Raw genomic sequence first — 25155 nt, forward strand, 5'->3', positions numbered from 1 at the left:
TCAAATCTCAAATCTCAAATCTCAAATCGATTGACTTTTCCCATCGCAATGTGGCGCGTTAGCCAAAAAGAAAAGTTTCGCGGTTTTCATGTCAAATCTTTGAGAATCGAGCGGCCCAATCCCGCTAATGCTGTTGCTAAGGGCGGGGCCTAACCAGCTATTTCGAGTAACAGTGGGCTTCCGGCTGCAAATAATTACAGCTTAGCTATTTACAACCCCAAAAATTTGCCTGACAAGTCTCCAGAGGTTGTACCTTTCACTAATAGGTCTACTGAAACCGCTATTGCGAGTACCCCTACAGATAAGACTGTCCAAGCTGTACCTGTATCAGCATGCCAGCAGCAAGTTCAGGCGGTGGATCGAACAAATCAGACAGCAGAAATTACAGATCGCGTAAAACTAGATGAGCTAGCTCTGAAAGTCTACGATCGCATCGATCGAAGTTGGCAAACTAGCCCTACGTTCAATCAAAATCTAGTCTATCGAGTCACTACAAGTCAAGATGGGGCGATGGCGTTCCGCCCCGCAAGCTACGGCAATTTCGAGCCACTCAATCAACCCGCCAAGGATTACACCAAATAAACTCCTTTGCCACATCTGCTCAAATCTTCCGAAACTAGCAGCAGTAACAGTGCAGCACCAGTCGCTAAGTTTACTGTAGTGTTTGAACCTACAGGAACCTTAGAAGTTAACCCCTAGCTCACATACAACATCTCTCCGGTAAGGCACGCCATCAGCACCTTACTTTTCCTTTTTAACTTAAATGTGCTATTATAAACAGCGCCCTCTAAGGCATTCTACCTCTAAAACAACAAATGAAAGAACTTGACGAGAAAAAAACCCAGGAACTGCTATGCACCATCATGGAATGGGAACTTGCAGGTGTCGTGCGCTATACCCACTATTCACTAATGGTGACAGGGCCAAACCGGATTCCCATCGTGCAGTTTTTTAAAGCACAAGCCACGGAATCCCTACTCCACGCCCAACAAGCAGGAGAAATTCTCACCGGTTTAGAGGGGCATCCCAGTCAGAAAATTGCTCCCATCGAAGAAACCTACAAACATTCGGTGAAAGACTTGTTGGAAGAAAGTTTAAATCACGAGAAAAAAGCGCTCAAAAAGTATAAATCTTTACTTGAAGTTGTGACTGACTCCAGCGTGTATTTGGAAGAATATGCCCGCAATCTAATTGGACAAGAAGAATTGCACCAAGTAGAACTCAAAAAAATGCTGCGGGATTATAGTTGATTTAATCATTAGTTAATTGTTATTGGTTATTGGTTATTTTAAATCACCAATGACCAATGCCCCATTCCCATTCGCTATGATTATAAAAAATGAATTTTAGTGAAGCCATACCAACTTTTGTAATTACCCTGCGCGAAGGCGTAGAAGCCGCCTTAGTCGTCGGAATTGTACTAGCTTGCCTCAAAAAAGCCGATCAAAGCCACCTCAATTCTTGGGTTTATGCAGGTGTCGCCGCCGGCATTGGTGCTAGCGGTATTGTGGGTGTTTTATTCAATGGATTGCTCGCAGCCCTATCCACATCGGCGCAGCCCTACGCACCAGTCATTAAACCGCTATTAGAGGGCGTTTTGGGAATTGTGGCGATCGCAATGCTAAGCTGGATGCTAATTTGGATGACTCAGCAAGCGCGCTTTCTCAAAGCTGAAGTTGAAGGAGCAGTTACAGCAGCTTTGACAGAAAATAGCAATGCCGGCTGGGGCGTATTTGGCTTAATTTTTATTGCGGTACTGCGCGAAGGTTTTGAAACAGTTATATTTGTCAGCGCTCAATTTCAACAAGGTTTAACTCCTGCTTTAGGTGCTTTGGGCGGTTTGACTGGGGCGGCAATCATTGGCGCGCTACTATTCAAGTGGGGCGTAAAAATTGATATCCGCCTGTTTTTCAAGTTTATGGGGGTTTTGTTGCTGTTAATCGTGGCAGGTTTGGCAGTATCTGCACTCAAGCATTTTGACCAAGCCGCTGGGATTTTGTCGCAGATGAATAGCAAGTATGCAGCGATTTGTTTTTATTACGATCGCCTCGCACCACTCCACTCTTGTATTTTAGGGCCGATGATGTGGAATGCAGCGGAGATTTTGCCCGATCGACAATTTCCAGGAGTGATTCTCAAAGCACTGTTTGGATACAGAGATCGACTTTATCTCGTCCAAGCGGCGGCTTACACCATATTCTTAGCCACCATCGGCGGTCTTTATTTCCAAAAATTAGGCTCTCAGGCAACTGTTCCCAGCAAAAATACTCAGCCCGCTCAAAAATCAACTCTTTCTCAGTAGTTCTGTCGGCTAGGGTTACAGCTTATTTCACTGCTTTCACTGCTTCTGAGGCACAAAAAAATTGCCTGATTTTCCAAAATCGGCCAAAAATTTTAGGGGTTTGGGATAGACTCTTTGACATGTGTATGATATTATTTAATAATGGGAATAGTGACTTTTTTTTAAATAAATAGTTATATTTCTATTATTCAATAATACAGTCAAGAGCTAAAAAAAGCAAGGGCTAATCCTCAAAAAAAACAAAATTTTTCTCAACCTCACCAACTTTATAAATCACAAGTCGTAGAGTGGGCGATCGTCGAAAATATGTAACTCGCAGAGAGCAGAATTGGCAATGTCAGGCCCGCAAAGGTGTCGATAGAGAACAGGGGCGATGACCCACTACCAGCAAACAAACGCAGGGTGGCTCTAAAATCTCAAATCCCATCATCACTCGTCGCCACATAAGTCGCGCCCGCCAACAAAAAATCTACTCCAGGCCAGATTTCTGGCGAACAGTCTTTCTGATAACCACTGAAGGCGCTTATAATTAATACAACAATTTTTACATAGCTCAAAAAGGTCTTAATCAACCTTATAATTCTTAAATGAAGCTTAAAATTAAAAAATTGCTTGTTAAAGTTACCTGGAACCCCCAGAAGGCTGTAGCCTCCCCAATCTGGTTAGCGGTGAGATAAATAATGATGCCCCGGATACTTGTTATTGATGATGACGCGGCGATCGCCGAACTCGTAGCCGTCAACCTAGAAATGGCTGGCTACGAAGTCACCCAGGCAGAAGACGGCATCAAAGGTCAGGCACTGGCCATACAACTGCTGCCCGACCTGATCATGCTAGACCTCATGCTGCCTAGAGTAGACGGATTCACCGTATGTCAGCGTTTGCGGCGTGACGAGCGCACCTCAGACATTCCCGTCTTGATGTTGACAGCCTTAAGTCAAACTCAAGACAAAGTAGAAGGCTTCAACTCCGGCGCCGACGACTACCTGACAAAACCCTTTGAACTAGAAGAGATGCTAGCCCGAGTGCGAGCTCTACTAAGGCGCACAGACCGCATTCCCCAAGCGGCAAAACACTCCGAAATTCTGAATTACGGCCCGCTGACCCTTGTCCCCGAAAGGTTTGAAGCTGTTTGGTACGCTCAGACAGTCAAACTGACCCACCTAGAGTTTGAGTTGCTGCACTGCTTGCTTCAGCGCCACGGTCAGACAGTCTCTCCCAGCGAAATTCTCAAAGAAGTGTGGGGTTACGACCCCGACGACGACATCGAAACTATTCGTGTACACATCAGACACCTGAGAACCAAGATGGAACCCGATCCCCGCCATCCTCGGTACATCAAAACCGTATACGGGGCTGGTTATTGCCTGGAGTTGCCCAACAACGAGCAAGTAGCTGAAGAAACCAAATCCTCTGCTTGAGCTAGCACGCCAAATGCAACAAGCAGTTAAAAATCCCGCTAGAAAAGCCTGAGAGCATTAGCTCTCAGGCTTTGTTGTTTGGAGTTTGAGTGAATATGTCAACAAGTAGCCCTTAACTCTCTTGATTCGGAAAAAAACAATCCCGCAGCCCCCTCTAACCCCAGGGCGGTTTCATTCTCTTGTAGGGGCTGCCCCCCGTGGCTGCCCCATGTCTGAAACTGTGAAATCGTCTGTGGGGGGTAGGCACGGAGGCACTACCCCTACAAAATCGCGATTTTCGTGAGAATGAAACCGCCCTGCCTCCAACCGTACTTTTAGAGAAGCTTGTCCATAGGAAAGTACCGGATTTCTTTTTCCCCCTTGTCTTTTCCGAGAGGATTGGAGAGCTACTTAAACAATACTCTAGCCATAATACTCTTTAATAATATTATTTATCAATAAATTTAGACGTATTCTTTTAGCTGCTATTTTGCTAACGAGAGGCCAAACTCCGATCAAGCGCCAAAAACACTCATCATCGTGATATAACGATTTTTTTTCCTACAGATTTACATACCTGAACTCCAATCAGTGAAAATTTTTCTCAAATACCCCTTGACGAAACTACTAAAATTGTTGATTATCTATATCAATAACCTGCGATCGCTGAAAACTCCCCTGACATCTTTCTCAAGAGGTAAATCGCCGTGACCAGCATGGCAAAATCCTTCCCAGCCGAAGAAAAATCATTTCCCTGGTGGGTCGGCAACGCCCGCTTAATCAACCTTTCGGGCCGTTTGCTCGGTACCCACGTCGCCCATGCCGGCCTCATCGTCTTCTGGGCGGGAGCCTATACCCTATTGGAGCTTTTCCGCTTTAACCCAGAATTGCCCATGTACGAACAAGGCTTAATCCTGTTGCCAAACCTAACCAGACTCGGCTTGGGCGGGGGTGCGGGAGGCAAAATTGTCGATACTGATCCGTACTTCGCCCTTAGGGCGATTCACCTCTTTCTCGGCTTCGGCGGCATCTTTTACTCCCTCAAAGGGCCAGCAACCCTCGAAGCAAGAACTTCTTTCTTTGGCTACACATGGGAAGACGCAGACAAAATGACCATTATCTTGGGAATCCGCCTAGTTTTGCTGGGTATCGCTACCTTCTTGTTGGTGGCCAAAGCTATGTATTTTGGTGGTTTATGACTGTCTTTTTCTAATATTTATGTATCGCCACTTTGATTATTTTTGTGGAGTCTGTCCGTAACATTGCCGCAAGGAGCGCATCAAATCAAGCGCTTGTATCCAATTCCTTGTTATTGGGATTTTTTTACTACGGACTACCGCCTCACATTTACAGTGCGCCCGTGCGTTGCTTGTACTGAAGATGCGATGGTTGCACTGACTTTGAACCTAAGACTTGTTTGACCAATGCTTATCCGCAACATTGCTCTAAACTTCACAAAAATTACGCTGAAATACCGACTACCACTGCTTCAGTTCCACCTTGAGCAAGGGGGATAGGTGGCTAGCAGAGTGAGTCTAAACTTAGATTGATTTTCAAGGAAAATATACTTTTGGACAATCTAAACAAGAGCGCGAACAAATAACAGATAATCCAGCAAAATCTCCCTTCAATTTTTTGATTTTTTTCCGACATGAATTTATACAGTGCTAACTCACTCAAAGTCGAACTCAACCAGAGAGGCTGCCGCCTGACTCCCCAACGAGAAACTATTTTGAGTGTCTTTCAAAATCTACCGCAAGGCAATCATTTAAGTGCGGAAGAATTATACAAGACTTTGCAGAATAAAGGAGAACGAATAGGCTTGTCTACTGTCTACCGAACGCTGCATTTATTAGCAAGGATAGGAATTTTGCGGGAACTAGAATTAGCAGAAGGACACAAACATTACGAACTGAATTTTCCCGAATTGCACCACCACCACCATCTAGTTTGCATTCAGTGTCACAAAACCTTTGAATTTAGCGATGAATCGATTTTAAAAATTGGCAAAAAGCAAGTTGAAAAAGCTGGGGTAGAACTGCTTGACTGTCAATTAACTGTGCGTGCGGTTTGTTTGGAAGCGCTACGGAAGGGATGGCCTTCTTTGGTACCCAGCAATTGGTTGTGTCCCAGATATCATTCAGAAATTGATGAGGAAATTAGTTGAGTTGAATGAAATACCCTTCGGTAATTGGTAATTTGTGCTTTTTTATTCGTTATGAGCTGTTAGTTATTAGCACCTACAAATAACCAATGACTACTGACAACTGACTGCTGACTGCTGAATTCTCTTTTGCAATCAAGCAACCTCAGAATCGCAACGTTGGTGTTCCATCCGAAATATGTTAGCGTACAAACTAGCAACAATCTGTTTACCTTCCTGAGTCAACTGCAAGTAACCGAGAGATTCACTGATGTGAGGATAAATGCCGCTCCAGTAAAACTTAGAGTAGCTTTGCAGCAAGTCGCCCGGATGTCGGTAGCCCAAAAGTTTAGTAGCACCGCTTTCTTCCAACTCGTAAAACAGCGCGCCAATTTTCTGCAAATATTGCGGGTTGCTTAGCTGACCTATCAAGTCAGCACCGCGAACTAAACTAGAATAATTAACTGCATCCTCGTCAGTGTTGCCGTCAAGCACCGAAAAACGAGTTTGTTCTATGTTCTGCTTAATTATCTCAGCATTAATTAGCTTGTGGTTGCCGAAGCGCTCGTCAATGAACAATTTAGCTCTGTCAACTCGGTAAGGAGCTAGGCTGGCAGCTGTTGCACCGGGAGCAAGTGCAATTCTCATGCCATCTTTTCCCGTAGCATACAACCCTTCTGATTCTTGGTCTTGCCGGCAAACTCCTTTGACATATCCGATGTCTTGGCACAGCAAAGAAATGATGAAGTGCAGCCAATCTTCGCAGGAAACTCCGCCCTTGCGAATGTGTTTTCCCCGCAAGATTTCTTGACCGACTAAGCTAATGCAAATGGCGTGTTCTACATTGTGATAAAGAGCGTCGCTGTTGGCGATGTTTTCTAACGCCATTGCCCCCACCCAGGCAATAATGTCAGCATAGTCTGATTTGTAGCCTCCGTAAGTGCGGCTGTAACCGTTCTGAAGTTGTTCGATGAAAGCCTCGATCAGCAGTTCTGTAGAATTAAACATACCCTATCCTTTTACCTTAATATTGCCTTTCCACAGCGGTGCATCTATTGGGGAGTCCTCTAATTTTATGGATGAGATTTTAGCTCACAACTCATGCACCCCGTGTGTGTTGTGATCTGTGGGTGGCAAGTGGGTAGCAATCTCAAAACTCATTGACGCTGCTACGCCGGGGGAGTCACGAAGCAATCTCGCGCCCTGACTCAAAACTCCCAAGCAACTCAGTCCGTCACTGACACCCATCCCCGCCGTACTGCATACAGCAGCCTGCTGACAATTTTTCGATCGTCTGAACTTTTTAAACTGTGAGAATTAATTGCGTATTGAATTTGCTGGAACACAGTCCGATCGATCTTACCGGATTTCCAAATGTTCAAGTAAAGTTCGGAAATTTTATATTCAGCAATATAAGCTTTGGTTGTCATCTGCCGTCAACTCAATGTATATTTCTTATTGTCGGGCAATTTTAGATAACTTTATGTGATGTAGATCGGCTATAGACTGTGATGCGATCGCAGGCTGGAGTTAATGCGCCTCTCCTCACAATGGTAATTCGATCGCAAAAGCGCGATATTGCGATCGTCATAAATTTTGCTGACGGCTGTGAAAATCATCATAGTTGCGCCTAAATTATAGGATGTCACATACCATTCGCCCGTTGCGCTCGCCCCCTCCCAACTTGCAGCAAGGAAGGAAGTTTGAGCGCGGGTGGCGCAAATTTCTTGCCAAAGAAACTCGCGTCGTGTACAATACAGAGTCTGGTATCCTCACTTACCCATAATTATTTTCATTAATCCCGTCCCCCCAGAGGGGAAGGGACTTTCAGTGCGGATGCAGCCAAATCACTATATTCAGCAAAAAGCTAGAAATGCCGTAACTCATGCCCACTATTCAGCAACTCATCCGTTCAGCACGGGAACAAACGCAGAAAAAAACCAAATCGCCAGCTCTCAAGAGTTGCCCCCAGCGGCGCGGAGTTTGCACCAGAGTGTACACGACCACCCCGAAAAAACCAAACTCGGCGCTGCGGAAGGTGGCTCGGGTACGGCTGACCTCTGGTTTTGAAGTCACCGCCTACATCCCAGGGATCGGTCACAACTTGCAAGAACACTCGGTAGTAATGATCCGGGGCGGTCGGGTAAAAGATTTACCCGGAGTTAGATACCACATCATTCGGGGTACATTAGACACCGCTGGGGTGAAAGACCGCAAGCAGGGTCGTTCCAAATACGGGGCCAAGCGTCCTAAAGAGAAAAAATAACACGGAACTCGCCCGATCGTCGGGGTAGGGAAGCAAAAATAAATCCGATCGCGCCGCTCAATTGCAAGCTCGATCGTCATAAATCGAGATGTGATCCCAAAACCCCAAACTCAATCATTCAAAATCAAAAATCCCAAATAAAACTATGTCTCGCCGCACAGTTATTCAAAAACGTCCAGTTCCACCAGATCCAACCTACAACAGCCGGTTGGTAAGCATGATGGTGAGACGGATCATGCAGCACGGCAAAAAATCCGTTGCCTCCAGCATCGTCTACGACGCCCTCAAAACCATCCAAGAACGCACAGGGGCTGAACCGTTAGACTTGTTTGAAAAAGCAGTCAAAAACGCAACACCCCTGGTCGAAGTCAAAGCCCGCCGGGTAGGTGGCGCCACCTACCAAGTGCCAATGGAAGTGCGTTCCGATCGCGGTACAACCCTCGCCCTCCGCTGGCTGATCAGATTTGCCCGCGCCCGCACCGGCCGCTCGATGGCAGCCAAGCTAGCCAACGAACTGATGGATGCAGCTAACGAAACAGGGAGTGCTATTCGCAAGCGCGAAGAAACTCACCGCATGGCTGAAGCTAACAAGGCTTTTGCTCACTACCGCTACTAACTGCAACATCGGGCATGGAGAAGAGCGCGATCGTGCGGTATAAAAGCATCGGGTGAGAAATTGGAAAGTGTAAGTTTTGAGTGTTGAGATTGCTTCTCTTGGCGCAGTTGCGATTCGTGAAGCAAACTCAAAACTCTCAAAATCAAAATTCATGCACTCAAAATTCATGCACTCTCTGAATCCTCCATGTCGCATCCTTAATATTTTTGTAAACAAATCTTGCAAAAAATATTAAAATGTAACAATAAGCTCCAGAGACTTTTGTAAGTCACTGGGGAGTGCAAAATAGGGTTACTGTGTAGTATAATAGTATTATAACAGCAACACAAGATTAAGGAGGTAGCTGTGGCACGTACCGTCCCGCTAGAAAAAACTCGCAACATCGGCATCGCAGCCCACATAGACGCGGGCAAAACAACAACAACTGAAAGAATTCTGTTCTATTCAGGCATGGTTCACAAAATGGGTGAAGTGCACGAGGGAACAGCAGTCACTGACTGGATGGAGCAAGAGCGGGAGCGGGGAATTACGATTACTGCCGCTGCTATCACCACCAGTTGGAAAGATTACAAAATCAACATCATCGACACTCCCGGACACGTAGACTTCACGATCGAAGTCGAACGCTCGATGCGAGTGCTCGACGGAGTGATCGCAGTGTTCTGCTCGGTAGGGGGAGTGCAGCCGCAATCCGAAACAGTTTGGCGACAGGCCGATCGGTATAAAGTACCGAGGATCGTGTTCGTCAACAAAATGGATCGGATGGGCGCAAACTTCTACAAAGTCTACGGCCAAATTCGCGATCGCATGAGAGCGAACGCCGTACCCATCCAAATCCCGATCGGCAGTGAAGAAAACTTCCGGGGAATTGTAGACTTAGTGCACATGAAAGCCTATATCTACAACAACGATACGGGAACCGACATCGAGGAAGTAGAAATCCCCGATGAAGTAAAGGATCTAGCCGTAGAATACCGCACCAAGCTGATCGAGTCGGTAGCAGAAACCAACGACGCCCTCACCGAGAAATACCTCGAAGGCGAAGAGTTAACGGAAGACGAAATCCGCTTGGCCCTGCGTCACGGCACTGTCGAAGGTACGATCGTCCCCATGCTCTGCGGTTCGGCGTTCAAAAACAAAGGCGTTCAGCTTTTGTTGGATGCAGTGATCGACTACCTGCCGTCGCCCTTGGAAGTTCCCCCAATTCAAGGACTCCTGCCCAACGGCGACACCGCAGAACGATTTGCAGACGACGGCGCGCCCCTGTCAGCCCTGGCATTCAAAATCATGGCTGACCCCTACGGCCGCCTGACCTTTGTTCGCGTCTACTCCGGTATCCTCAAAAAAGGAACCTACGTCCTGAACTCCACCAAAGACAAAAAAGAGCGGGTTTCTCGCCTAATTGTACTCAAAGCGGACGATCGGATAGAAGTTGAGGAACTCCGAGCCGGAGACTTGGGAGCAGCCTTGGGTTTGAAAGACACCTTCACCGGCGACACCCTCTGCGAAGAAGGAGCGCCAGTGATTCTGGAATCTCTGTTTATACCAGAGCCAGTTATCTCGGTGGCTGTCGAACCCAAAACCAAACAAGACATGGAGAAGCTCTCCAAAGCCCTCCAGTCGCTCTCGGAAGAAGACCCCACCTTCCGAGTCAACGTTGACCCAGAAACCAACCAGACAGTCATCGCCGGCATGGGCGAACTGCACCTGGAAATCCTGGTAGACAGGATGCTGCGGGAATTCAAAGTAGAAGCCAACGTGGGTCAGCCACAAGTAGCCTACCGTGAAACCATTCGCAAATCCGTCCGCGCCGAAGGTAAATTTATCCGCCAAAGTGGCGGTAAAGGTCAGTACGGTCACGTCGTGATCGAACTAGAACCCACCGAAGTCGGAAGCGGGTTTGAATTTGTCTCCAAAATTGTTGGTGGCACTGTACCCAAAGAGTACATCGGCCCGGCAGAACAAGGGATGAAAGAAGCCTGCGAATCAGGTATTGTAGCAGGATATCCCGTGATTGACCTCAAAGCTACTATGGTAGACGGGTCTTTCCACGACGTAGACTCCTCAGAAATGGCATTTAAGATCGCCGGTTCAATGGCGATCAAAGAAGCCGTGATGAAGGCGTCGCCAGTGCTGCTAGAGCCTATGATGAAAGTAGAGGTTGAAGTTCCCGAAGATTACATCGGGAACGTCATCGGAGACCTCAACTCGCGTCGGGGTCAGATCGAAGGTCAAGAGACGGATCAGGGGATAGCCAAAGTTTCTGTAAAAGTTCCACTAGCAGAAATGTTTGGTTACGCCACCGACATCCGCTCGAAAACCCAAGGTCGAGGCATCTTCACAATGGAATTCAGCCATTACGAAGAAGTGCCGCGAAACGTGGCTGAAGCCATTATCGCTAAGAACAAAGGGAACTAATGATTTTAGATTTTAGATTTTGGATTTTGGATTGAATCCAAAGTCTAGAATCTAAAATCTCAAGTCTAAAATCGCTAAAAGAAACAAGGAACAGATCAAGAATGGCACGCGCAAAATTTGAACGGAATAAACCCCACGTAAACATCGGCACGATCGGTCACGTTGACCACGGCAAAACAACTTTGACCGCCGCGATTACGATGACTCTCTCTGCACTAGGTCAAGCAAAGGCTAAGAACTACGCCGACATCGACGCTGCGCCAGAAGAAAAAGCACGGGGTATTACGATTAATACTGCTCACGTGGAATACGAAACCACAGGTCGGCACTATGCCCACGTAGATTGCCCCGGACACGCTGACTATGTGAAAAACATGATCACCGGTGCTGCTCAAATGGACGGCGGCATCCTAGTAGTGTCAGCGGCAGACGGCCCCATGCCTCAAACTCGCGAACACATCCTGCTAGCTAAGCAAGTTGGCGTTCCCAGCCTGGTTGTCTTCTTGAACAAAGAAGACATGGTGGATGATGCTGAACTGTTGGAATTGGTAGAACTGGAAGTTCGCGAACTTTTGAGCTCTTACGATTTTCCGGGCGATGACATCCCCATCGTCACAGGTTCGGGATTGAAAGCTCTCGAAGCGATGCTTGCTAATCCCAAGACTGTCAAGGGCGAAAATGAGTGGGTTGACAAAATTTACAAGCTGATGGAAGAAGTAGATGCTTACATCCCCACCCCAGAGCGCGAAATTGACAAGCCTTTCTTGATGGCTGTAGAAGATGTATTCTCGATTACGGGTCGGGGTACTGTTGCTACTGGTCGGATTGAGCGCGGCACAATCAAAGTCGGCGAAACAGTCGAATTGGTCGGTCTTAAGGACACTCGCAGCACTACGGTGACTGGTGTGGAAATGTTCACCAAGCAGTTGGATGAAGGCTTGGCCGGCGACAACGTGGGCCTACTGCTACGGGGGATTTTAAAGGCGGATATTGAACGCGGAATGGTGATTGCCAAGCCGAAAAGCATCATGCCTCACACTCAGTTTGAATCTGAAGTGTACATCCTCAAGAAGGAAGAAGGCGGCCGGCACACGCCCTTTTTCTCTGGCTATCGCCCTCAATTCTACGTCCGTACCACTGACGTGACCGGCACGATCGCACAATTCACCGCTGATGACGGTAGTGAAGCAGAAATGGTGATGCCCGGTGACCGGATCAAAATGACTGTTGAGTTGATTCACCCGATCGCGATCGAACAAGGAATGCGCTTCGCTATCCGCGAAGGCGGCCGCACCGTCGGCGCTGGCGTTGTTTCCAAAATCCTCAAGTAGGACTCCGATAACAGCTTAAATAGCAGAAAAGCCGCCAAATGTCAATAGGCTTTTCTGCTATTTAGTGAGTAGTGAGTAGTTATAGGTTAGTGGCCAGTTGTTAGTAGTTATGGGTTAAATGTTCAATAACAAATAACAAATAACAAATGACTGATGACTAATGACTAATGACTAAAAATAAACTGAACCTCGAAAATTCAAGAAACAAAAATGGCAACAATTCAACAACAAAAAATTCGCATCCGCCTCAAAGCTTTCGATCGCCGAATTCTAGACGCATCCTGCGAAAAGATTGTAGATACAGCAAATCGGACAGCAGCCACAGCGATCGGCCCGATTCCCCTACCGACAAAACGGCGGATTTACTGCTTGCTGCGATCGCCCCACGTAGACAAAGATTCTCGCGAACACTTTGAAACCCGCACGCACCGCCGGATTATCGACATTCACCAGCCATCGGCCAAAACAATTGACGCTTTGATGAAACTGGATTTGCCAGCCGGCGTAGATATCGAAGTCAAGCTATAGATTGAGGCATTGGAAAATAACAAAAAAAGGAACAAGGGAAAAATACTTTGTTCCTTTTTTTTCATTCCCGGATGCAAGAATAGTCAGAAACCAGTTTTAAAGTTGAGAATACGATCGAGGTGTTGTAAGCTGCGTTGCTGGTAATGCTATGGTTGATAAGATTCTTTTCTTTTTAGAGAAATTTGCTATGATAGTTTAAGCGATCGCTATTCGATATTTCTTCAATTACCAGCTATGAACATTCAGTTGGTTGACTCCTTAATTCAAGTCATTGAATCGCTGACACCTGAAGAGAGTTTGTTGTTCCAAGAAAAACTTTCAGCTAGGGCGATTCAGAGTACACCTGGAGTCTGTGGAGGAAATGCCCGGATTCGCAACACCCGCATTCCTGTTTGGACACTGGTTTCGCTTCACCAACAGGGGGCTGATGATGCTGAGTTACTTCGGAATTATCCAGTCTTGGACGATCGCGATCTAGAGAATGCTTGGCGTTATTACGATCGCCACCGCGAAGAAATCGATCGTATTATTATTTCTCATCAAACCGATGATTGAAAGGGTGAGGCTTTATTCCAATGAAAATTTCCCGATCCCAATGGTCGAGCATTTACGTAGTCTTGACAGTGATGTTTTAACTTCTTATGATGCCGGTCAAGCAAATCAAGGAATTCCTGATGACGAGGTTCTGCGCTTTGCCACTGCACAAAATCGGGCGGTAATTAGCTTCAATCGCGATGATTTTGTGGCGCTGCACCGTCGTGGCGATCGCCACGCAGGAATTATTGTTTGTAAAGACGATCGAGATTACCTGGGACAAGTTACTATTCTTCATGCCTATCTTCAGCAAGTTGATTCGTTGCTCGATCGCCTAATTCGGATCAAAAAGCAGAATCAGCGTGGGTTGAGTCATCCGGTTTTTGTGGTTGAAGAGTATGGGCGATAATTCACCCACACCAACCAAAAACCTGGGTAACAACCAAGGATTTTTGAGGAAAACCCGGTTTCTGATCCTACGCATCAGCCGAAAGTCTCGATCGCCCGCGTCCCATTTCCCCCCGATCGCCCCTCACCCCCGCCCGGAATTGCCTTTAATCAGTTAAAGTAAGAAAAATAAGCGCAAGTACCGTCACTTTTGAGCGACAATGGCATCCTCTTCCTCTGTAGCAGTTCGCGAACTCCCCTTATTTCCGTTGCCGGAAGTGGTTCTATTTCCAGGTAGACCACTCCCACTGCAAATCTTCGAGTTTCGCTATCGAATCATGATGAATACGATTCTGGAGGGCGATCGGCGTTTCGGTGTGCTCATGTGGGACCCCAACCAAAACAAAGTCTCTGCCGTTGGCTGTTGCGCCGAAGTGATTCACTGTCAGCGCCTGCCCGACGATCGCATGAAAATTATGACCCTCGGCCAGCAGCGGTTCCGAGTGCTCGACGCCGTTCGGGAAAAACCCTATTTAGTCGGTCTAGTAGAATGGATCGAAGACGCACCGCCGCAAAAAGACCTCAGACCTTTGGGAAAAGATGTCGAACAACTGCTGAGAGATGTAGTTCGCCTCTCCAGCAAATTGATGGATCAGCCGATCGACCTGCCCGAAGACATTCCCAGTTTGCCCACAGAATTGTCCTATTGGGTAGCCAGCTACCTTTACGGCGCAGCGACAGAACAGCAAACTCTTTTAGAATTGCAAGATACTGCTGCGAGATTGGAACGCGAAACCGAAATTTTGACTTCTACTCGCAATCACTTGGCAGCGAGGACTGTACTGAAAGATACACTCAAATAGTCAATGGGGCAGGCAAAAAGTACGATCGGTTTTGCCTGCATGGAAGCAAGAATCACACAGAGTCATACCATTTTCGATTTTCGATTTTCCCATTGGAGATTAAATAATTGAGAATTAATAGACCTTTTACACAAATATATAGCAACGGGCAAGATGCCCGTTCCACAAAAATAAATTATTCTGTGGAACGGGCATCTTGCCCGTTTCTAAATTAGATGCTTGTGTTAGAAAATCACGACCAACCGAAACCATACGATGCAGTTAGAGGCGGTCAACTGCCACCTCCTGTGGGCGGTGTAGTGCTTGGCGGACTAGCAGGAGTTAAACATCGGCTGTCTAGTTCTGTCAGCGAACATCGCATCGCCGCCCTCAGAGAGACACTGAATTACGGCGATGCTGGCTTAAAAATAGTCATCAAGATTTGTCAAAGCGAAACAGGGCCAGTGCAGCGGGCGGCCTGCGATTTGCTTCGACAAAGGCTGAATTCGATCGCCCGCGAAAAATTACAGGCCTTTGTAGCTTCAAGTTCAGATTCAGAAGCTGAGTTAGACAGCACGGAAAAAATATTAAAGCACTCATCCGGTGCAGTCTCAGAAAAAAATTACGATCGGCAAATGTCCGAAGCACAGTTAATATTTGAGACAATTACGCAGCAAATGCAACCAAATTTGTTGCTATTAGAAGCACTGGTAGCTTCTGTAGAACGCGAAGAATTTACCAGCGAACTGATGAATCTTTGGGAACTATTAATCTTAGAAATTCAGGAACCTCTCAAAGAACTGCGTCAGGCTGTTGGCACTGCGATTTCCGCCCAACTGCGGATTCAGTGGCTGTACAATCAAGCTGAATCTCAAGCCAACCAGTGGCAGCAGCGAGCTTTGCTAGCTCTTCAGAAACAGGATGAGAATTCAGTCCGCCTCGCCGTGGTTCGCCAGCAGGTTCAATTCGATCAGGCTGCAGAACTAAAAATTGACTTAGACTACCAAACTGTGCGAGTAGAAACTCTCAATCGCAACTTGCTGGCTTTGGAAAGTAAGATTGCTCAAGCTAATTCCAAGAAAGAGATCCTCAAGATGCAGCTTCATTTTGCTAAGGTACAGCAGCAAATAGACTTCACTTTCAGCCAAGTCAATAGTATATTTTTTAGTCCTTAGTTGTCGGATTCTCCGGTTATATATTGCGTGAACTCAAACTTGTCTGACGCAAAAATGTATGGCCCCACTTAAAATTGCCTCATCTAACTTAGCTCCTTCCAGATTAGCCCCGCATAAAAATGCCCCGCTCAAATTAGCACCGCTCAAATCTGCTTCTCTTAAATCTGCGCCCTCAAGGTTACTTTCACACAAAAAAGCCTTTCTCAAGTTGGCTTTTCTCAGACTCGAACCCCGCAGTTTAGCGTCGCTTAGATTGGCTTTTTCAAGGTTTGTATTGTCCAAGCAAGCATCTAAGAGGTTTGCTTCCATCAAGTTGGCGTTTTTCAAGTTTGCTCCGCTCAAATTAACACCAATCATTTTGGTGTCGCTCAAGTTGGCGTTTTCCAAGTTTGCTTCAATCAAGTCAGCTCCTGTTAATCTTGCGAAAGTTAGATCGGCTCCGCTCAGGTTAGCCCCATTTAGGCGGGTCATCACCAGGCAGGCATTCTTTAGCTTGGCTGCTATTAAGTTGGCCCCCATTAAGTTCGCCAAAGCAAAATTGATTTCCTTCAGATTTGCACAGGCTAGATTAATATGAATTAGGAAAGCTTCTCGCAAAAAAGCCTCTTTCAAGTTGGTTTCATGAAAATTTCTTTCTCCGGCTGCGTATCGCTTGAGAAGTTCATCAGCATTCATCTCGCCAGCCTCCTAAGTTTTACTTAAAAAGTATAGTACATAAAAAGAAATTATACTACTGACACTAAGCTGTAGCAACCAAAGATTTTTAAAGTTTCTGTGTGATTTTTTAACTCTTCGAGTGCCGATCGAACAAATGCTTCGCAGGCGTTAGCTTCAACGTCCATAAAGAAAATATATTCTCCGAGCGATCGTTTAGTCGGTCTAGATTCAATCCGACTTAAATTAATACCGCGACTGGCAAATACTTGCAAAGGTTTTACCAGTGCTCCCGGCATATTGGCCGGTACGCTAAAAGCTAGTGAGGTATGGGTGCAATTAGACGGTGAAGTATCGAGGATCAACTTAGAAGCAGATTTTGTGGTGGATTTAATGGATGAGCGATCCGCTGCTTCTACGTTTCCGATTTCTCCACCACTCCTGCTGAGTACCCAAAAGCGAGTGTAATTATCGGGATAATCATTAATGGGGTGAGCTAACACTGGCAAATGGTAAAGTTCAGCCGCTCTTGGCGAAGATATCGCTGCTACATTTGTATCTTCCAGATATTGCAATGCTTCCGTGGTTGAATTGGCCGGAATTAATTGAGCTGAGGGAATAAACTGCCCCAACCATACCTGACACTGAGCTAGCGCTTGCGGGTGAGAGTAAACTTTTTTAATCTCGTTAAAATGTTTGGCATTAGACACTAGCGCGTGGGAAATTGGCAAAACTAAGGCGTGTTGAATGCGGAGTTGATCGAGTCGCCACAGTGTATCTAATGTGACAGTGACGCTGCCTTCGATCGAATTTTCGACGGGCACAACTGAATAGTCAACCTGCCCTACGGCAGATGCCTCTAGCGCTTGGGAAATGGTGGAATAAGGACATAGGGTGCATTCCAAGTTTGTTTTCAGGCTCAACCAATTGACATAAGCTAGAGCCGCTGTTTCTGCATTTGTACCAAGAGGGCCGAGATGTGCGATCCTCTTCGAGGGCTTCGCTAACGAAATTTTCATTTAGAGGCAATTTTAGGTTACAAAAGTTTGCTTTACTCTCATCAGCTAGGAAGTATGATGAAAAATTAGCGATGTCCCGAAAGCTTTTATCAGTGATATCTCGGATGACATTGCTGGGCGCGCGACTTAGTGCGCTACGTATGTCACCTTAAAAAGGTGATACTTTATTAAGATATGCTTAGGAATCCTATATTTTGATATTTTCTCATGTATACCCGCTTTAATTCTTCCCAATCCGTTGAGATCGCCGTACCAGAGGAACGAGTTCCCATTCAACATTATCTGCGCCAGCCGAGGCGACTGGTGAACGCCCTTGTGGATCAAAGTCGCACACAACAGCTAAGCGATGACTGTTTCCGCCTAAAAATGCGACCATTACAATTTATGATGCTGAGCATTCAACCCACAGTAGACATGAGGGTGTGGGCCCAGTCGGATGGCACAATCAATTTGGAGTCCGTCGCCTGCGAAATTCGTGGCGTGGGTTATATAAACGATCGCTTTGCTCTCAATCTCAAAGGAAAGCTTTGTGTACACCAAAGCAGCGGGGTAGCATACTTGAAGGGAAAAGCGGATTTGGAAGTGCAAGTAGAATTACCGCCGCCGTTTTGGCTGACGCCCAAACCCATTTTAGAAGCAACGGGGAATGCTTTGCTCAAGAGCGTACTGCTGAGCGTCAAACAGCGGTTGATGCACCAGTTGCTCTTAGATTACCGCCGCTGGGCAAGCAGCGAAAGTGAGCTAAGATCGATCGATATCCCCCCAATCTTATCTTTAGAAGGGTGAAATCCTACTAGAGAAGCTGTTAATTAATTTATAGGGATATTTAGGCACCAATCAGGCCACTTACCACAATATTAGTTAGACGCTAGAATGGGGCATCGGTCGCTTTGTTGGAACTAGCCAGCAGGGATATATAGATAGCTGCCGGTCAGTCAAGATCGATTTGAGTGATCCCTCCAAGTTCATCGTCTTCGATTATTCCCACGCCCCCCGGCAAAGGAGTTGACCTGTCTTTTGAAACTTCGTCCTTTTGGCGGAGTTCGCGCTGCGGTGGCTTGATTATTTTGCCCGGTTGATTCGTGGCGGCCACCCGAATCCTGATTTTTGGCCCGGAATTGCCCAAGCGAATTGTCATCCCGTCTACAACTGACACCTGAGCGATCGGTCTATCATTTACATAAGTGCCGTTAGCACCAAAATTAATAATTTCCCAGCCCTGGGCGTGATTCCACAGCTCTACGTGGTGGCGGGAAACTACAGCGCTGTAAATAATTACATCATTGTCGTTTGATCGACCGATCCGAACCACCGGTTCTGATTCAAAACACCAACTTTGAACTGGGACAGACTGGATAGGATGTAAAAGAGTTAAGGTAATCACTGATGTTTTGACACTCCACCGCCAGACAGAAACGGGGATACTTCCAGAGAGAGAGAGATTTTTTGGGAGAGAGCTGCAAAAATTTTGATTTTTAAAGCCGTCATCAGTGCGCCCGGATTTCCTCGCTCTGCCCTAAAAGTCGAACTTTTGGCTGCTTGAGGCATTGGAACCAACTTTTGAGGGTTAGCTTTTGGCGCAGGCGCAAATTTTTGCTGTCCTCGGTAACAACCAAACACGCTGGTATTAATCGGGTGAACTTCCCAGTGATGGACAGCGGTCTTAACCGCTTGATTAATTTGGGCTGTGAGGGAGCGATTGTGCCGATGGGTGAGCCGCTCAATTCGATCGGCCAAATCACCCTTTTCCCGCTGACGAACCAGAGAATTTAACTCAGACCCGCGCTGGTTGCACCGCTGATTCGAGTTCTTGAGGGGGCGACAGTCACTGCTCAACGAATCGCTGTTTGTAAAGAAAGAAGTTAACCAATTATTAATCCTGGGGTCTCTAGATAAAATACTTGTTGATGGTATCTGAGATGTTGCACCATTCTCAATTAATTGTTTAGGAACAGGCTTTTGGGCCTGTTCCACAAGAAAATTCACTCTTTGTGGAACAGGCCCAAAAGCCTGTTCTTGAGAATGGTGAAAGATGTGAGTTGTATCAAACAGCATAGGTCATTTTGAGTTGCTAACATTTTCCTTATTGATGCGATACCTTTAAAATACAATGCTTTGAGCAGCACTGGAATTTTGAGCGACAACGGATCAATCTCTCATAGCGAAAATACCGATCGACCTTCCTCGCGCGCGTCGCCCCAAAATGCGATCGGCAATTAGTCCCCCGGCGAGCGGGAAGGCCAAACTTCAGCTCAAATCTGACTCAGGCGGCTCCGGCTTCGGCTCTGGCGGGACAGATTCTTGCCTTTGCCGCTTCAACTCTGCAACTTTTTCTTGAGCTACATCCCTGACTTCTAGAGCTTTATCTTGGAATTTTTCCGCCAGACTTTGAGCGCCCCGCTTCACGCCTGCCACATTTTTGAGAGTTCTGTCGAAATCTTCATGTAAAAACTCTGCTACCAAACCGACTTTTTTGTGCAGTCCCTCCGCGTACTGCACTGGCTCCGATACAGCCGCTTCAGAGACGATCGCCCGCTTGCTGCCGATGGTCGAAATAGCTGCCACAGGTAACAAGTAAATGTCGTCTAAAACACCGCGCCAGCCGCTCGATTTAAATAGGTAGTGGGTGACTGAACCCGTGCGGACATCAAATAGGTAGTCAACCACTGCACCTGCCTGATTCCCCGTGTCTGTGAGCACCTCAAGCCCGATCGGACAAACAGCTTGTTCCGGCTGATGCAATGGGGGCAGTTCCGGGTTAATGGTGACAAAAACATTTTCCCCCACCGTATCTACTTGCGCCCAAGCGAACCAAGTTTTTTTGCTGCCCAAAAGTCCCGACTTGCAAGTAAAGCCGATCGCCCGTTGGGAGTGAGCATCGAGCCAAACCCGATCTACCCTGCCGACCTCTTCCGCCGTTCTGCGGTCGATGGTGCGGCGGCCCTGCAGTTCACTGCGCCTAACAATCTGTGGTGATGTACTCATAAATAAACTCCTGAGTGCCGCCTTTGAAAAATGTCGATCGTCCAAAGAAGCCGATTTAATATTCTTCTTCCGAATAATGGCGATTATTATCTGCCTGGGTTAACTCGTCCTCTTCCCTGGAAGTGCCAACTTCTTTGTGGTCGGGAACAGGAATCGTGCTCATGTGCACGCCGGCCGAGGGAGCGTGAATTTCCTTAGCCTCCCTGGGCTTGACGCTAAGAAGTCCTAACTGGACGGAGGACTGATTCGGGCCTACATTGATTTGAATTTTCGGCCCAGAGCGAGCCAAGTGAACGATCAGACCGTCCACAATGGGAACCTTAGCGATCGGCTTACCATCGAGGTAAGTCCCGTTGGTACCTAAATTGATCAGTTCCCAAGTTATGCCGCTGCGCCGCAATTCGATGTGGCGACGAGAAACCACAGCGCTAAAAAGAACGACGTGGTTTTCGGTCGAGCGCCCGATCCGGACGACCTGCTCGTCTTCAAAGATCCAACTGCGGACGGGTATAGACTGGAGTGGATGTAGCAAGGTCAGCTTAATCACATTGGCAGCATTGAGTTTTGGTAGAGCGCCTCAAGATGCGATTTTAGATTTTAGACTTTCGATCGCCCAATCCAAACTCGCTCTAAGAGATTTGAAATAAAAACGTAACCAGGTCTCCTTTGCCCAGAGAGATGCGGTCTCCCGGTCGCAACCGGTGGCGGTTTCCCTTGGGTAGCGGAGTATTGTTGACGTAAGTGCCGTTGGAACTGCCTACATCTTCTAGGTAGCAAGCATCTCCCTCCACCCGGAGATTTGCGTGTACCCGAGAAACTATCTCAGAATTAGCAAATCCCGAAACATCAATATCCGGCGGCACTAAGTCATTTGGCTTGCCTATGTGAACCACAGCCAGACTGTGAGGCAATTCCATCGGCGTATTTGTCTGAACGTGTAGCAGGCGCGCCGACTGCTGTTGCAGTTGAGTTTTAGCTACACCTGCGGGCTGTGGGCCCGGAACCGGAGGAGAGATATTTACTGGTATTGCCACCGATTCAGTTGTAACAGGAACCGAGGGCGAAGGGGGGGGATCGGGAATCGCTGGAATGCTGGCGGGAGTTTTTTCCAAGTTGAGCCCCTTATTCAGGGTAACTAGAGGTTCCATGACCATCAGGGGTTCGGGTGGCACTAAATCCGGCGCCGGTGACGATACCACTGTGGGGCCTACAGGCGAGGGGGACGGTACTGTCACCTCAACTTCTGGAACTATGGAACCCGGACGCAAGTTAAAGCCACACTGGCCGCAAAATGCTGCATCTGTCTGAACTGCTGCACCGCAGTTCGAGCAACTTGCGGTAACAGGTAAAGGCGTGTAGCAAGCCTCACACTGGCTGGCCCCGTCGGGGTTCTGGTGATTGCAATTGGGACAGACAATCATCGATTTCTCCTTGCTATCGGCCAGATTTTTAAATCAGCCTCATCAAAAGTCGTTGGGTCTGAAACCCCGTCCTTACAGGACGGCTTGACATTGAATTGAATCCCCTTGCGGGGTAGGGGGGTATGGTTGCCCCCCCGTGAGGATATGGTTGTCCTCAATCTCCCATTTCTGGGGTAAAGTTAGCTTCGCCAATGTTTAAGGAGCTTGTTAGGCTAGCAGCACTGTTCCAGTGACCTTAGAACTGTTTAACCACTAGCGACAGAGCAAGGGACTAGCTTCGTATCCCAGGGTGTCGTGACTCACAAAACGTAGTCAGTTAAGACTTAGGCCCGTCAGAATGGCTTGTTAGATTTCTCTTTCAAGCCTCATGCCTTTAGGCTGAGGTTCCTGACAAAAATACTCGTGTATATGGTCAAATTTTAACTTTAACCGCCACAATTCTTATATTGCTTCTAATACTAGCAACTGAGCTGACGCCGTGACGTTAGCTGTGATGGGCAAGATTGAGTTAGTGATAATGCTGACTGTGTTGGGACGCTTGGGGCTCTGTCGGCTATTTTACGGAGGAGCCAGCAGCCGCATCGAGGAGCCACCAAAGCTCGCCTTCTGGTTGAACGAGTCTGGCTGGATAGGTCATTTCGTCGGCTGCGGGGGCAAAAATTTGAGCTAGGGCGGGTTGTTTGCTGGCTCCTGCGACCATGAAGATGACGCACCGGGCCCGGTTGATTAAGGGGACTGTAAAGGTAATGCGGGGTTGACCGTCTTTGTTGCCGACAGTTACTAGGGCGTCGCGGACTTGCAAGGCTGCTGTGCCGGGAAATAGAGAGGCTGTGTGGGCGTCGTCTCCTATGCCCAATAAAATGATGTCGAAGGCAGGAAACTCGCCCTCGGATACTTTGAAGAACTGCTGTAATTCGGTTTGGTGCGCCTCCGCGTCGGCTGCGGGGTCGCCGGCGGCTGTGGGCATGGGGTGGATGTTGCTGGCGGGGATATTCACTCGATCGAGCCACGCGAGGCGCGCCATTTTTTGATTGCTGTCTGGGTGTTCTGGGGGAACGTAGCGTTCGTCGCCCCAGAAAACGTGAATTTTGTCCCAAGCCAGGTCTTGGGCTGCGATCGCTCTGTAGAGTGGTTCTGGTGTGCTTCCGCCCGCTGCGGCGATCGTACAAAGTCCGCGTTCTGCTATGGCTTCTGAGATTTTCGACAGCACAATCTCCAGCGATCGATCTATTAGTTGTTCCCGATTTGCTAATACTTCTACTATTTTTTTCATTAATTTCCTCTCAACTTTCCTATTCGTGCTGTTCTCAGCAATTGCCAATTTTACCTTGACATTTTGGTTAGACATTTTGGTTTGAGGTCGCTCTGCTGACAGACTCGGCAGGCATGGCACACCATCCCATACAATTTTATCATCTTATGCCCCTTGATTGGAGGAAAGGCAGACATATTCCTACCAGTGCTTTATGGATTTTCACCTGTTGCATTGAGCTGTCACAACTTTCAATCAAAAGTTCGATCGTACTCGGAGCATCTGGGCAGAAAGTAAAAAGCGTTTTTTGGGACTCCGATCCGCCCCGCACAGCAAAGTCTATAAATATAGCCAGCCGGACGATCGCACACCGACAGTAAAAGCCAAACCGAGATGCTCCCGATCGCACTTACCCCTGCCTAGCAAAAATAATCAAGATTGATGTGGTAGACTAGGAAAAATAGTTTTAAATCCGCACGCTCGGAAGGAAGCAAAACTATGTCAATTTTTAAGCGATTTCCTACATCAGTCCGCTATCTAATAGCGCGGTTGCGCCACTGGACCCAACCGGCGGTTTGGGCTCCGTTAGCCGTGCTGTGTGCGGGGGGGTTATTTATCTGGGAGGTCTCTGTAAATCCCGAAAGGTTGAGCATAGATGGCGAAGAAGAACCAGCCACAAACAATCCAGTTTCGCTATCGGGACTATCTGCTGAAGATACCGCCATTGCGGCTGAAATCGACAGCTCGCCAGTGCTAGTCAATCAGTTTAATGGCTCTACTGCTTCTGAACTAAACTTGTTAAATTCATCAGTAGTAAAAAGCAAAGGTTTATTCGAGGAACTTCGAGATCGGGACTTAGAAACTCCTCAGCCATCTTCAGCCTCCAAGCGGGTAGGAAGCAGCGGATTTGTCCCCTTGCCAAATTTAGCAAATCCTGCTGTCGAGGCCGGAAACAATAACCCCCAAAATTCCAGCTTGCCAAGTTCAAACGCAACACCAGCGTTGAGTTTATCTGGCAGCGGGAGACTAACTTCCGGGATAAAAACGATTAAGCCTGAGTCTGGGGGTACAGCGACAGCAACTTTATCGCAGGCGTCGAGTGATGCTAATTCAGATAAACAAAACGAAAATTCTCTGCCTTTGAGTCCGCTGCAAGCAGCTATGAAAAAATACGTCGTTGCTAACACTTCGGCAACGGCGGCTTCGGCTGAGAAAACAGCAGACTCGGCTAAATTGCTCGATCGACCGGCTTCCGATCCGGCGGCAGGAAATGCGACAAATTTGCTCCCAACGACCGCTACAGCTCAAGGTGGAGCAAATCCTGTGAATGTTCCCACAGCACTTCCCCCACTTGTGGCTCCGACAAATACTGTGAGCAAGGAATCTCAAGAATTATTAAAACCGACAGCTACAGTCCCTGAATCATTGGCGGGGTTAACTTCCAGAGTACCGAACCTCCCCGAAATTAATGCAGGGGCTGCAACGGTGGCTTTGCCGAAAAATCCCTACCAAACTGATTTATCTGGTTCCGGCTTCGCAACTGAAGTTCAACCTGTGGCACTTCCACTAGCCATACCTTCGCCAACACCTCTACTTCCGAATGTCGCTCCATCTCCCTTTCCAAGTGGGATTGGCGGAAGCAAGATAATTAGCCCTCAATTCTCTCCTAATTCAGCGAATTCTCAATTTCAAACACCTCCACTGAGTCAGCTTAATTTACCACAGCAGCCTAACTTTGGAGTTGTTCCCCAAAATACAAATCAGGGCGTGCAGCCCATTCAACCTCAAACTTTTGCTACACCCGGTTCCCTGGCTCCGGGACGCTACATTGGCGGTGGCGAAATTAATACTTTTGCTAATCCTTAAATGATGGAAGTTGGGC

29 protein-coding genes and 1 pseudogene are annotated in these 25155 nt (G+C 47.4%); 19 read left to right on the top strand and 11 right to left on the bottom strand.

Annotated elements, in window-relative coordinates; all coding sequences use genetic code 11:
* The first annotated feature begins 225 nt into the window (after window positions 1-225).
* From QUB24_RS11445 to QUB24_RS11470, 6 genes and pseudogenes are all read left to right on the top strand, one after another.
* Window positions 226-582 carry a hypothetical protein gene (locus tag QUB24_RS11445; RefSeq protein ID WP_333153290.1) on the top strand — a complete coding sequence of 119 codons (357 nt, stop codon included), beginning with the start codon at window positions 226-228 and terminating at the stop codon, window positions 580-582.
* 233 nt (window positions 583-815) lie between these two features.
* Complete coding sequence (locus QUB24_RS11450) at window positions 816-1250, top strand: ferritin-like domain-containing protein (protein WP_332954961.1); 435 nt, start codon at window positions 816-818, stop codon at window positions 1248-1250.
* 89 nt (window positions 1251-1339) lie between these two features.
* Window positions 1340-2302 (top strand): FTR1 family protein, encoded by a 963-nt coding sequence (locus tag QUB24_RS11455; RefSeq protein ID WP_333153291.1) that lies wholly within the window; start codon window positions 1340-1342, stop codon window positions 2300-2302.
* A 683-nt stretch (window positions 2303-2985) separates the two neighbouring features.
* The gene (locus tag QUB24_RS11460) at window positions 2986-3723 is read left to right on the top strand and encodes a response regulator transcription factor (protein WP_039886887.1); all 738 of its coding nucleotides are present in this window, start codon (window positions 2986-2988) and stop codon (window positions 3721-3723) included.
* Between the two features lie 695 nt (window positions 3724-4418).
* A pseudogene (locus QUB24_RS11465) lies at window positions 4419-4898 on the top strand (chlorophyll a/b binding light-harvesting protein); the annotation flags it as partial.
* Window positions 4899-5353: 455 nt separating this feature from the next.
* Window positions 5354-5869: a transcriptional repressor gene (locus QUB24_RS11470; RefSeq protein WP_333153292.1), complete on the top strand. Its 516-nt coding sequence runs from the start codon at window positions 5354-5356 to the stop codon at window positions 5867-5869.
* 132 nt (window positions 5870-6001) lie between these two features.
* Here the strand turns inward: QUB24_RS11470 and QUB24_RS11475 are convergent, their stop codons facing one another.
* From QUB24_RS11475 to QUB24_RS11485, 3 genes are all read right to left on the bottom strand, one after another.
* The gene (locus QUB24_RS11475; RefSeq protein WP_333044556.1) at window positions 6002-6853 is read right to left on the bottom strand and encodes an Npun_R2479 family HD domain-containing metalloprotein; all 852 of its coding nucleotides are present in this window, start codon (window positions 6851-6853) and stop codon (window positions 6002-6004) included.
* A gap of 218 nt (window positions 6854-7071) precedes the next feature.
* The gene (locus QUB24_RS11480; protein ID WP_333153293.1) at window positions 7072-7275 is read right to left on the bottom strand and encodes a hypothetical protein; all 204 of its coding nucleotides are present in this window, start codon (window positions 7273-7275) and stop codon (window positions 7072-7074) included.
* 69 nt (window positions 7276-7344) lie between these two features.
* Window positions 7345-7467, bottom strand: coding sequence for a hypothetical protein (locus QUB24_RS11485; RefSeq protein WP_333153294.1), 123 nt, complete (start codon window positions 7465-7467; stop codon window positions 7345-7347).
* Between the two features lie 20 nt (window positions 7468-7487).
* On the opposite strand from QUB24_RS11485, the gene QUB24_RS11490 reads away from it, so the two are divergent.
* From QUB24_RS11490 to QUB24_RS11535, 10 genes are all read left to right on the top strand, one after another.
* Window positions 7488-7631 (top strand): hypothetical protein, encoded by a 144-nt coding sequence (locus QUB24_RS11490; RefSeq protein ID WP_333153295.1) that lies wholly within the window; start codon window positions 7488-7490, stop codon window positions 7629-7631.
* Window positions 7632-7730: 99 nt separating this feature from the next.
* Window positions 7731-8111 carry a 30S ribosomal protein S12 gene (gene rpsL / locus QUB24_RS11495; protein WP_006632197.1) on the top strand — a complete coding sequence of 127 codons (381 nt, stop codon included), beginning with the start codon at window positions 7731-7733 and terminating at the stop codon, window positions 8109-8111.
* Window positions 8112-8256: 145 nt separating this feature from the next.
* Window positions 8257-8727 (top strand): 30S ribosomal protein S7, encoded by a 471-nt coding sequence (gene rpsG / locus QUB24_RS11500; RefSeq protein WP_006632196.1) that lies wholly within the window; start codon window positions 8257-8259, stop codon window positions 8725-8727.
* Between the two features lie 345 nt (window positions 8728-9072).
* Complete coding sequence (gene fusA / locus QUB24_RS11505; RefSeq protein WP_333059036.1) at window positions 9073-11145, top strand: elongation factor G; 2073 nt, start codon at window positions 9073-9075, stop codon at window positions 11143-11145.
* Window positions 11146-11246: 101 nt separating this feature from the next.
* On the top strand, window positions 11247-12476 hold the full coding sequence (gene tuf, locus QUB24_RS11510) for an elongation factor Tu (RefSeq protein WP_333034796.1): 1230 nt from the start codon (window positions 11247-11249) through the stop codon (window positions 12474-12476).
* A 210-nt stretch (window positions 12477-12686) separates the two neighbouring features.
* Window positions 12687-13004: a 30S ribosomal protein S10 gene (gene rpsJ, locus QUB24_RS11515; protein ID WP_006632193.1), complete on the top strand. Its 318-nt coding sequence runs from the start codon at window positions 12687-12689 to the stop codon at window positions 13002-13004.
* Window positions 13005-13238: 234 nt separating this feature from the next.
* Window positions 13239-13559 (top strand): DUF433 domain-containing protein, encoded by a 321-nt coding sequence (locus QUB24_RS11520; protein ID WP_333153296.1) that lies wholly within the window; start codon window positions 13239-13241, stop codon window positions 13557-13559.
* Window positions 13552-13947, top strand: coding sequence for a DUF5615 family PIN-like protein (locus tag QUB24_RS11525; protein ID WP_333148762.1), 396 nt, complete (start codon window positions 13552-13554; stop codon window positions 13945-13947). Before QUB24_RS11520 ends, QUB24_RS11525 begins: the two co-directional genes overlap by 8 nt.
* A gap of 199 nt (window positions 13948-14146) precedes the next feature.
* The gene (locus QUB24_RS11530; RefSeq protein ID WP_333153297.1) at window positions 14147-14788 is read left to right on the top strand and encodes an LON peptidase substrate-binding domain-containing protein; all 642 of its coding nucleotides are present in this window, start codon (window positions 14147-14149) and stop codon (window positions 14786-14788) included.
* A gap of 215 nt (window positions 14789-15003) precedes the next feature.
* Entirely contained in the window at window positions 15004-15942 is a 939-nt protein-coding gene (locus QUB24_RS11535) for a PspA/IM30 family protein (protein ID WP_333153298.1), read from the top strand.
* Between the two features lie 33 nt (window positions 15943-15975).
* Here QUB24_RS11535 and QUB24_RS11540 read toward each other — a convergent pair whose 3' ends face one another.
* Window positions 15976-16617 carry a pentapeptide repeat-containing protein gene (locus QUB24_RS11540; RefSeq protein ID WP_333153299.1) on the bottom strand — a complete coding sequence of 214 codons (642 nt, stop codon included), beginning with the start codon at window positions 16615-16617 and terminating at the stop codon, window positions 15976-15978.
* A gap of 50 nt (window positions 16618-16667) precedes the next feature.
* Window positions 16668-17615: a prephenate dehydratase gene (gene pheA, locus QUB24_RS11545; protein ID WP_333153300.1), complete on the bottom strand. Its 948-nt coding sequence runs from the start codon at window positions 17613-17615 to the stop codon at window positions 16668-16670.
* A gap of 207 nt (window positions 17616-17822) precedes the next feature.
* On the opposite strand from pheA, the gene QUB24_RS11550 reads away from it, so the two are divergent.
* Entirely contained in the window at window positions 17823-18401 is a 579-nt protein-coding gene (locus QUB24_RS11550; protein ID WP_333153301.1) for a DUF1997 domain-containing protein, read from the top strand.
* A 145-nt stretch (window positions 18402-18546) separates the two neighbouring features.
* Here the strand turns inward: QUB24_RS11550 and QUB24_RS11555 are convergent, their stop codons facing one another.
* From QUB24_RS11555 to pgl, 6 genes are all read right to left on the bottom strand, one after another.
* Window positions 18547-18999 carry an FHA domain-containing protein gene (locus QUB24_RS11555; protein ID WP_333153302.1) on the bottom strand — a complete coding sequence of 151 codons (453 nt, stop codon included), beginning with the start codon at window positions 18997-18999 and terminating at the stop codon, window positions 18547-18549.
* Window positions 18996-19670: a hypothetical protein gene (locus QUB24_RS11560; protein ID WP_333153303.1), complete on the bottom strand. Its 675-nt coding sequence runs from the start codon at window positions 19668-19670 to the stop codon at window positions 18996-18998. The genes QUB24_RS11555 and QUB24_RS11560 overlap by 4 nt, the downstream gene beginning before the upstream one ends.
* 192 nt (window positions 19671-19862) lie before the next feature.
* Window positions 19863-20600: a PRC-barrel domain-containing protein gene (locus QUB24_RS11565; RefSeq protein WP_333153304.1), complete on the bottom strand. Its 738-nt coding sequence runs from the start codon at window positions 20598-20600 to the stop codon at window positions 19863-19865.
* Between the two features lie 55 nt (window positions 20601-20655).
* Complete coding sequence (locus QUB24_RS11570; RefSeq protein WP_333153305.1) at window positions 20656-21147, bottom strand: FHA domain-containing protein; 492 nt, start codon at window positions 21145-21147, stop codon at window positions 20656-20658.
* 82 nt (window positions 21148-21229) lie between these two features.
* Entirely contained in the window at window positions 21230-22021 is a 792-nt protein-coding gene (locus QUB24_RS11575) for an FHA domain-containing protein (protein WP_333153306.1), read from the bottom strand.
* A 553-nt stretch (window positions 22022-22574) separates the two neighbouring features.
* Complete coding sequence (pgl, locus tag QUB24_RS11580; protein WP_333153307.1) at window positions 22575-23294, bottom strand: 6-phosphogluconolactonase; 720 nt, start codon at window positions 23292-23294, stop codon at window positions 22575-22577.
* 146 nt (window positions 23295-23440) lie between these two features.
* On the opposite strand from pgl, the gene QUB24_RS11585 reads away from it, so the two are divergent.
* Window positions 23441-23653, top strand: a complete 213-nt coding sequence (locus QUB24_RS11585; protein ID WP_333153308.1) for a hypothetical protein — start codon at window positions 23441-23443, stop codon at window positions 23651-23653.
* Window positions 23654-23771: 118 nt separating this feature from the next.
* Window positions 23772-25139, top strand: coding sequence for a hypothetical protein (locus QUB24_RS11590; RefSeq protein ID WP_333153309.1), 1368 nt, complete (start codon window positions 23772-23774; stop codon window positions 25137-25139).
* The last annotated feature ends 16 nt before the right edge of the window (window positions 25140-25155 follow it).

The sequence above is a fragment of the Microcoleus sp. B9-D4 genome (assembly GCF_036705105.1).
GTDB lineage: Bacteria > Cyanobacteriota > Cyanobacteriia > Cyanobacteriales > Microcoleaceae > Microcoleus.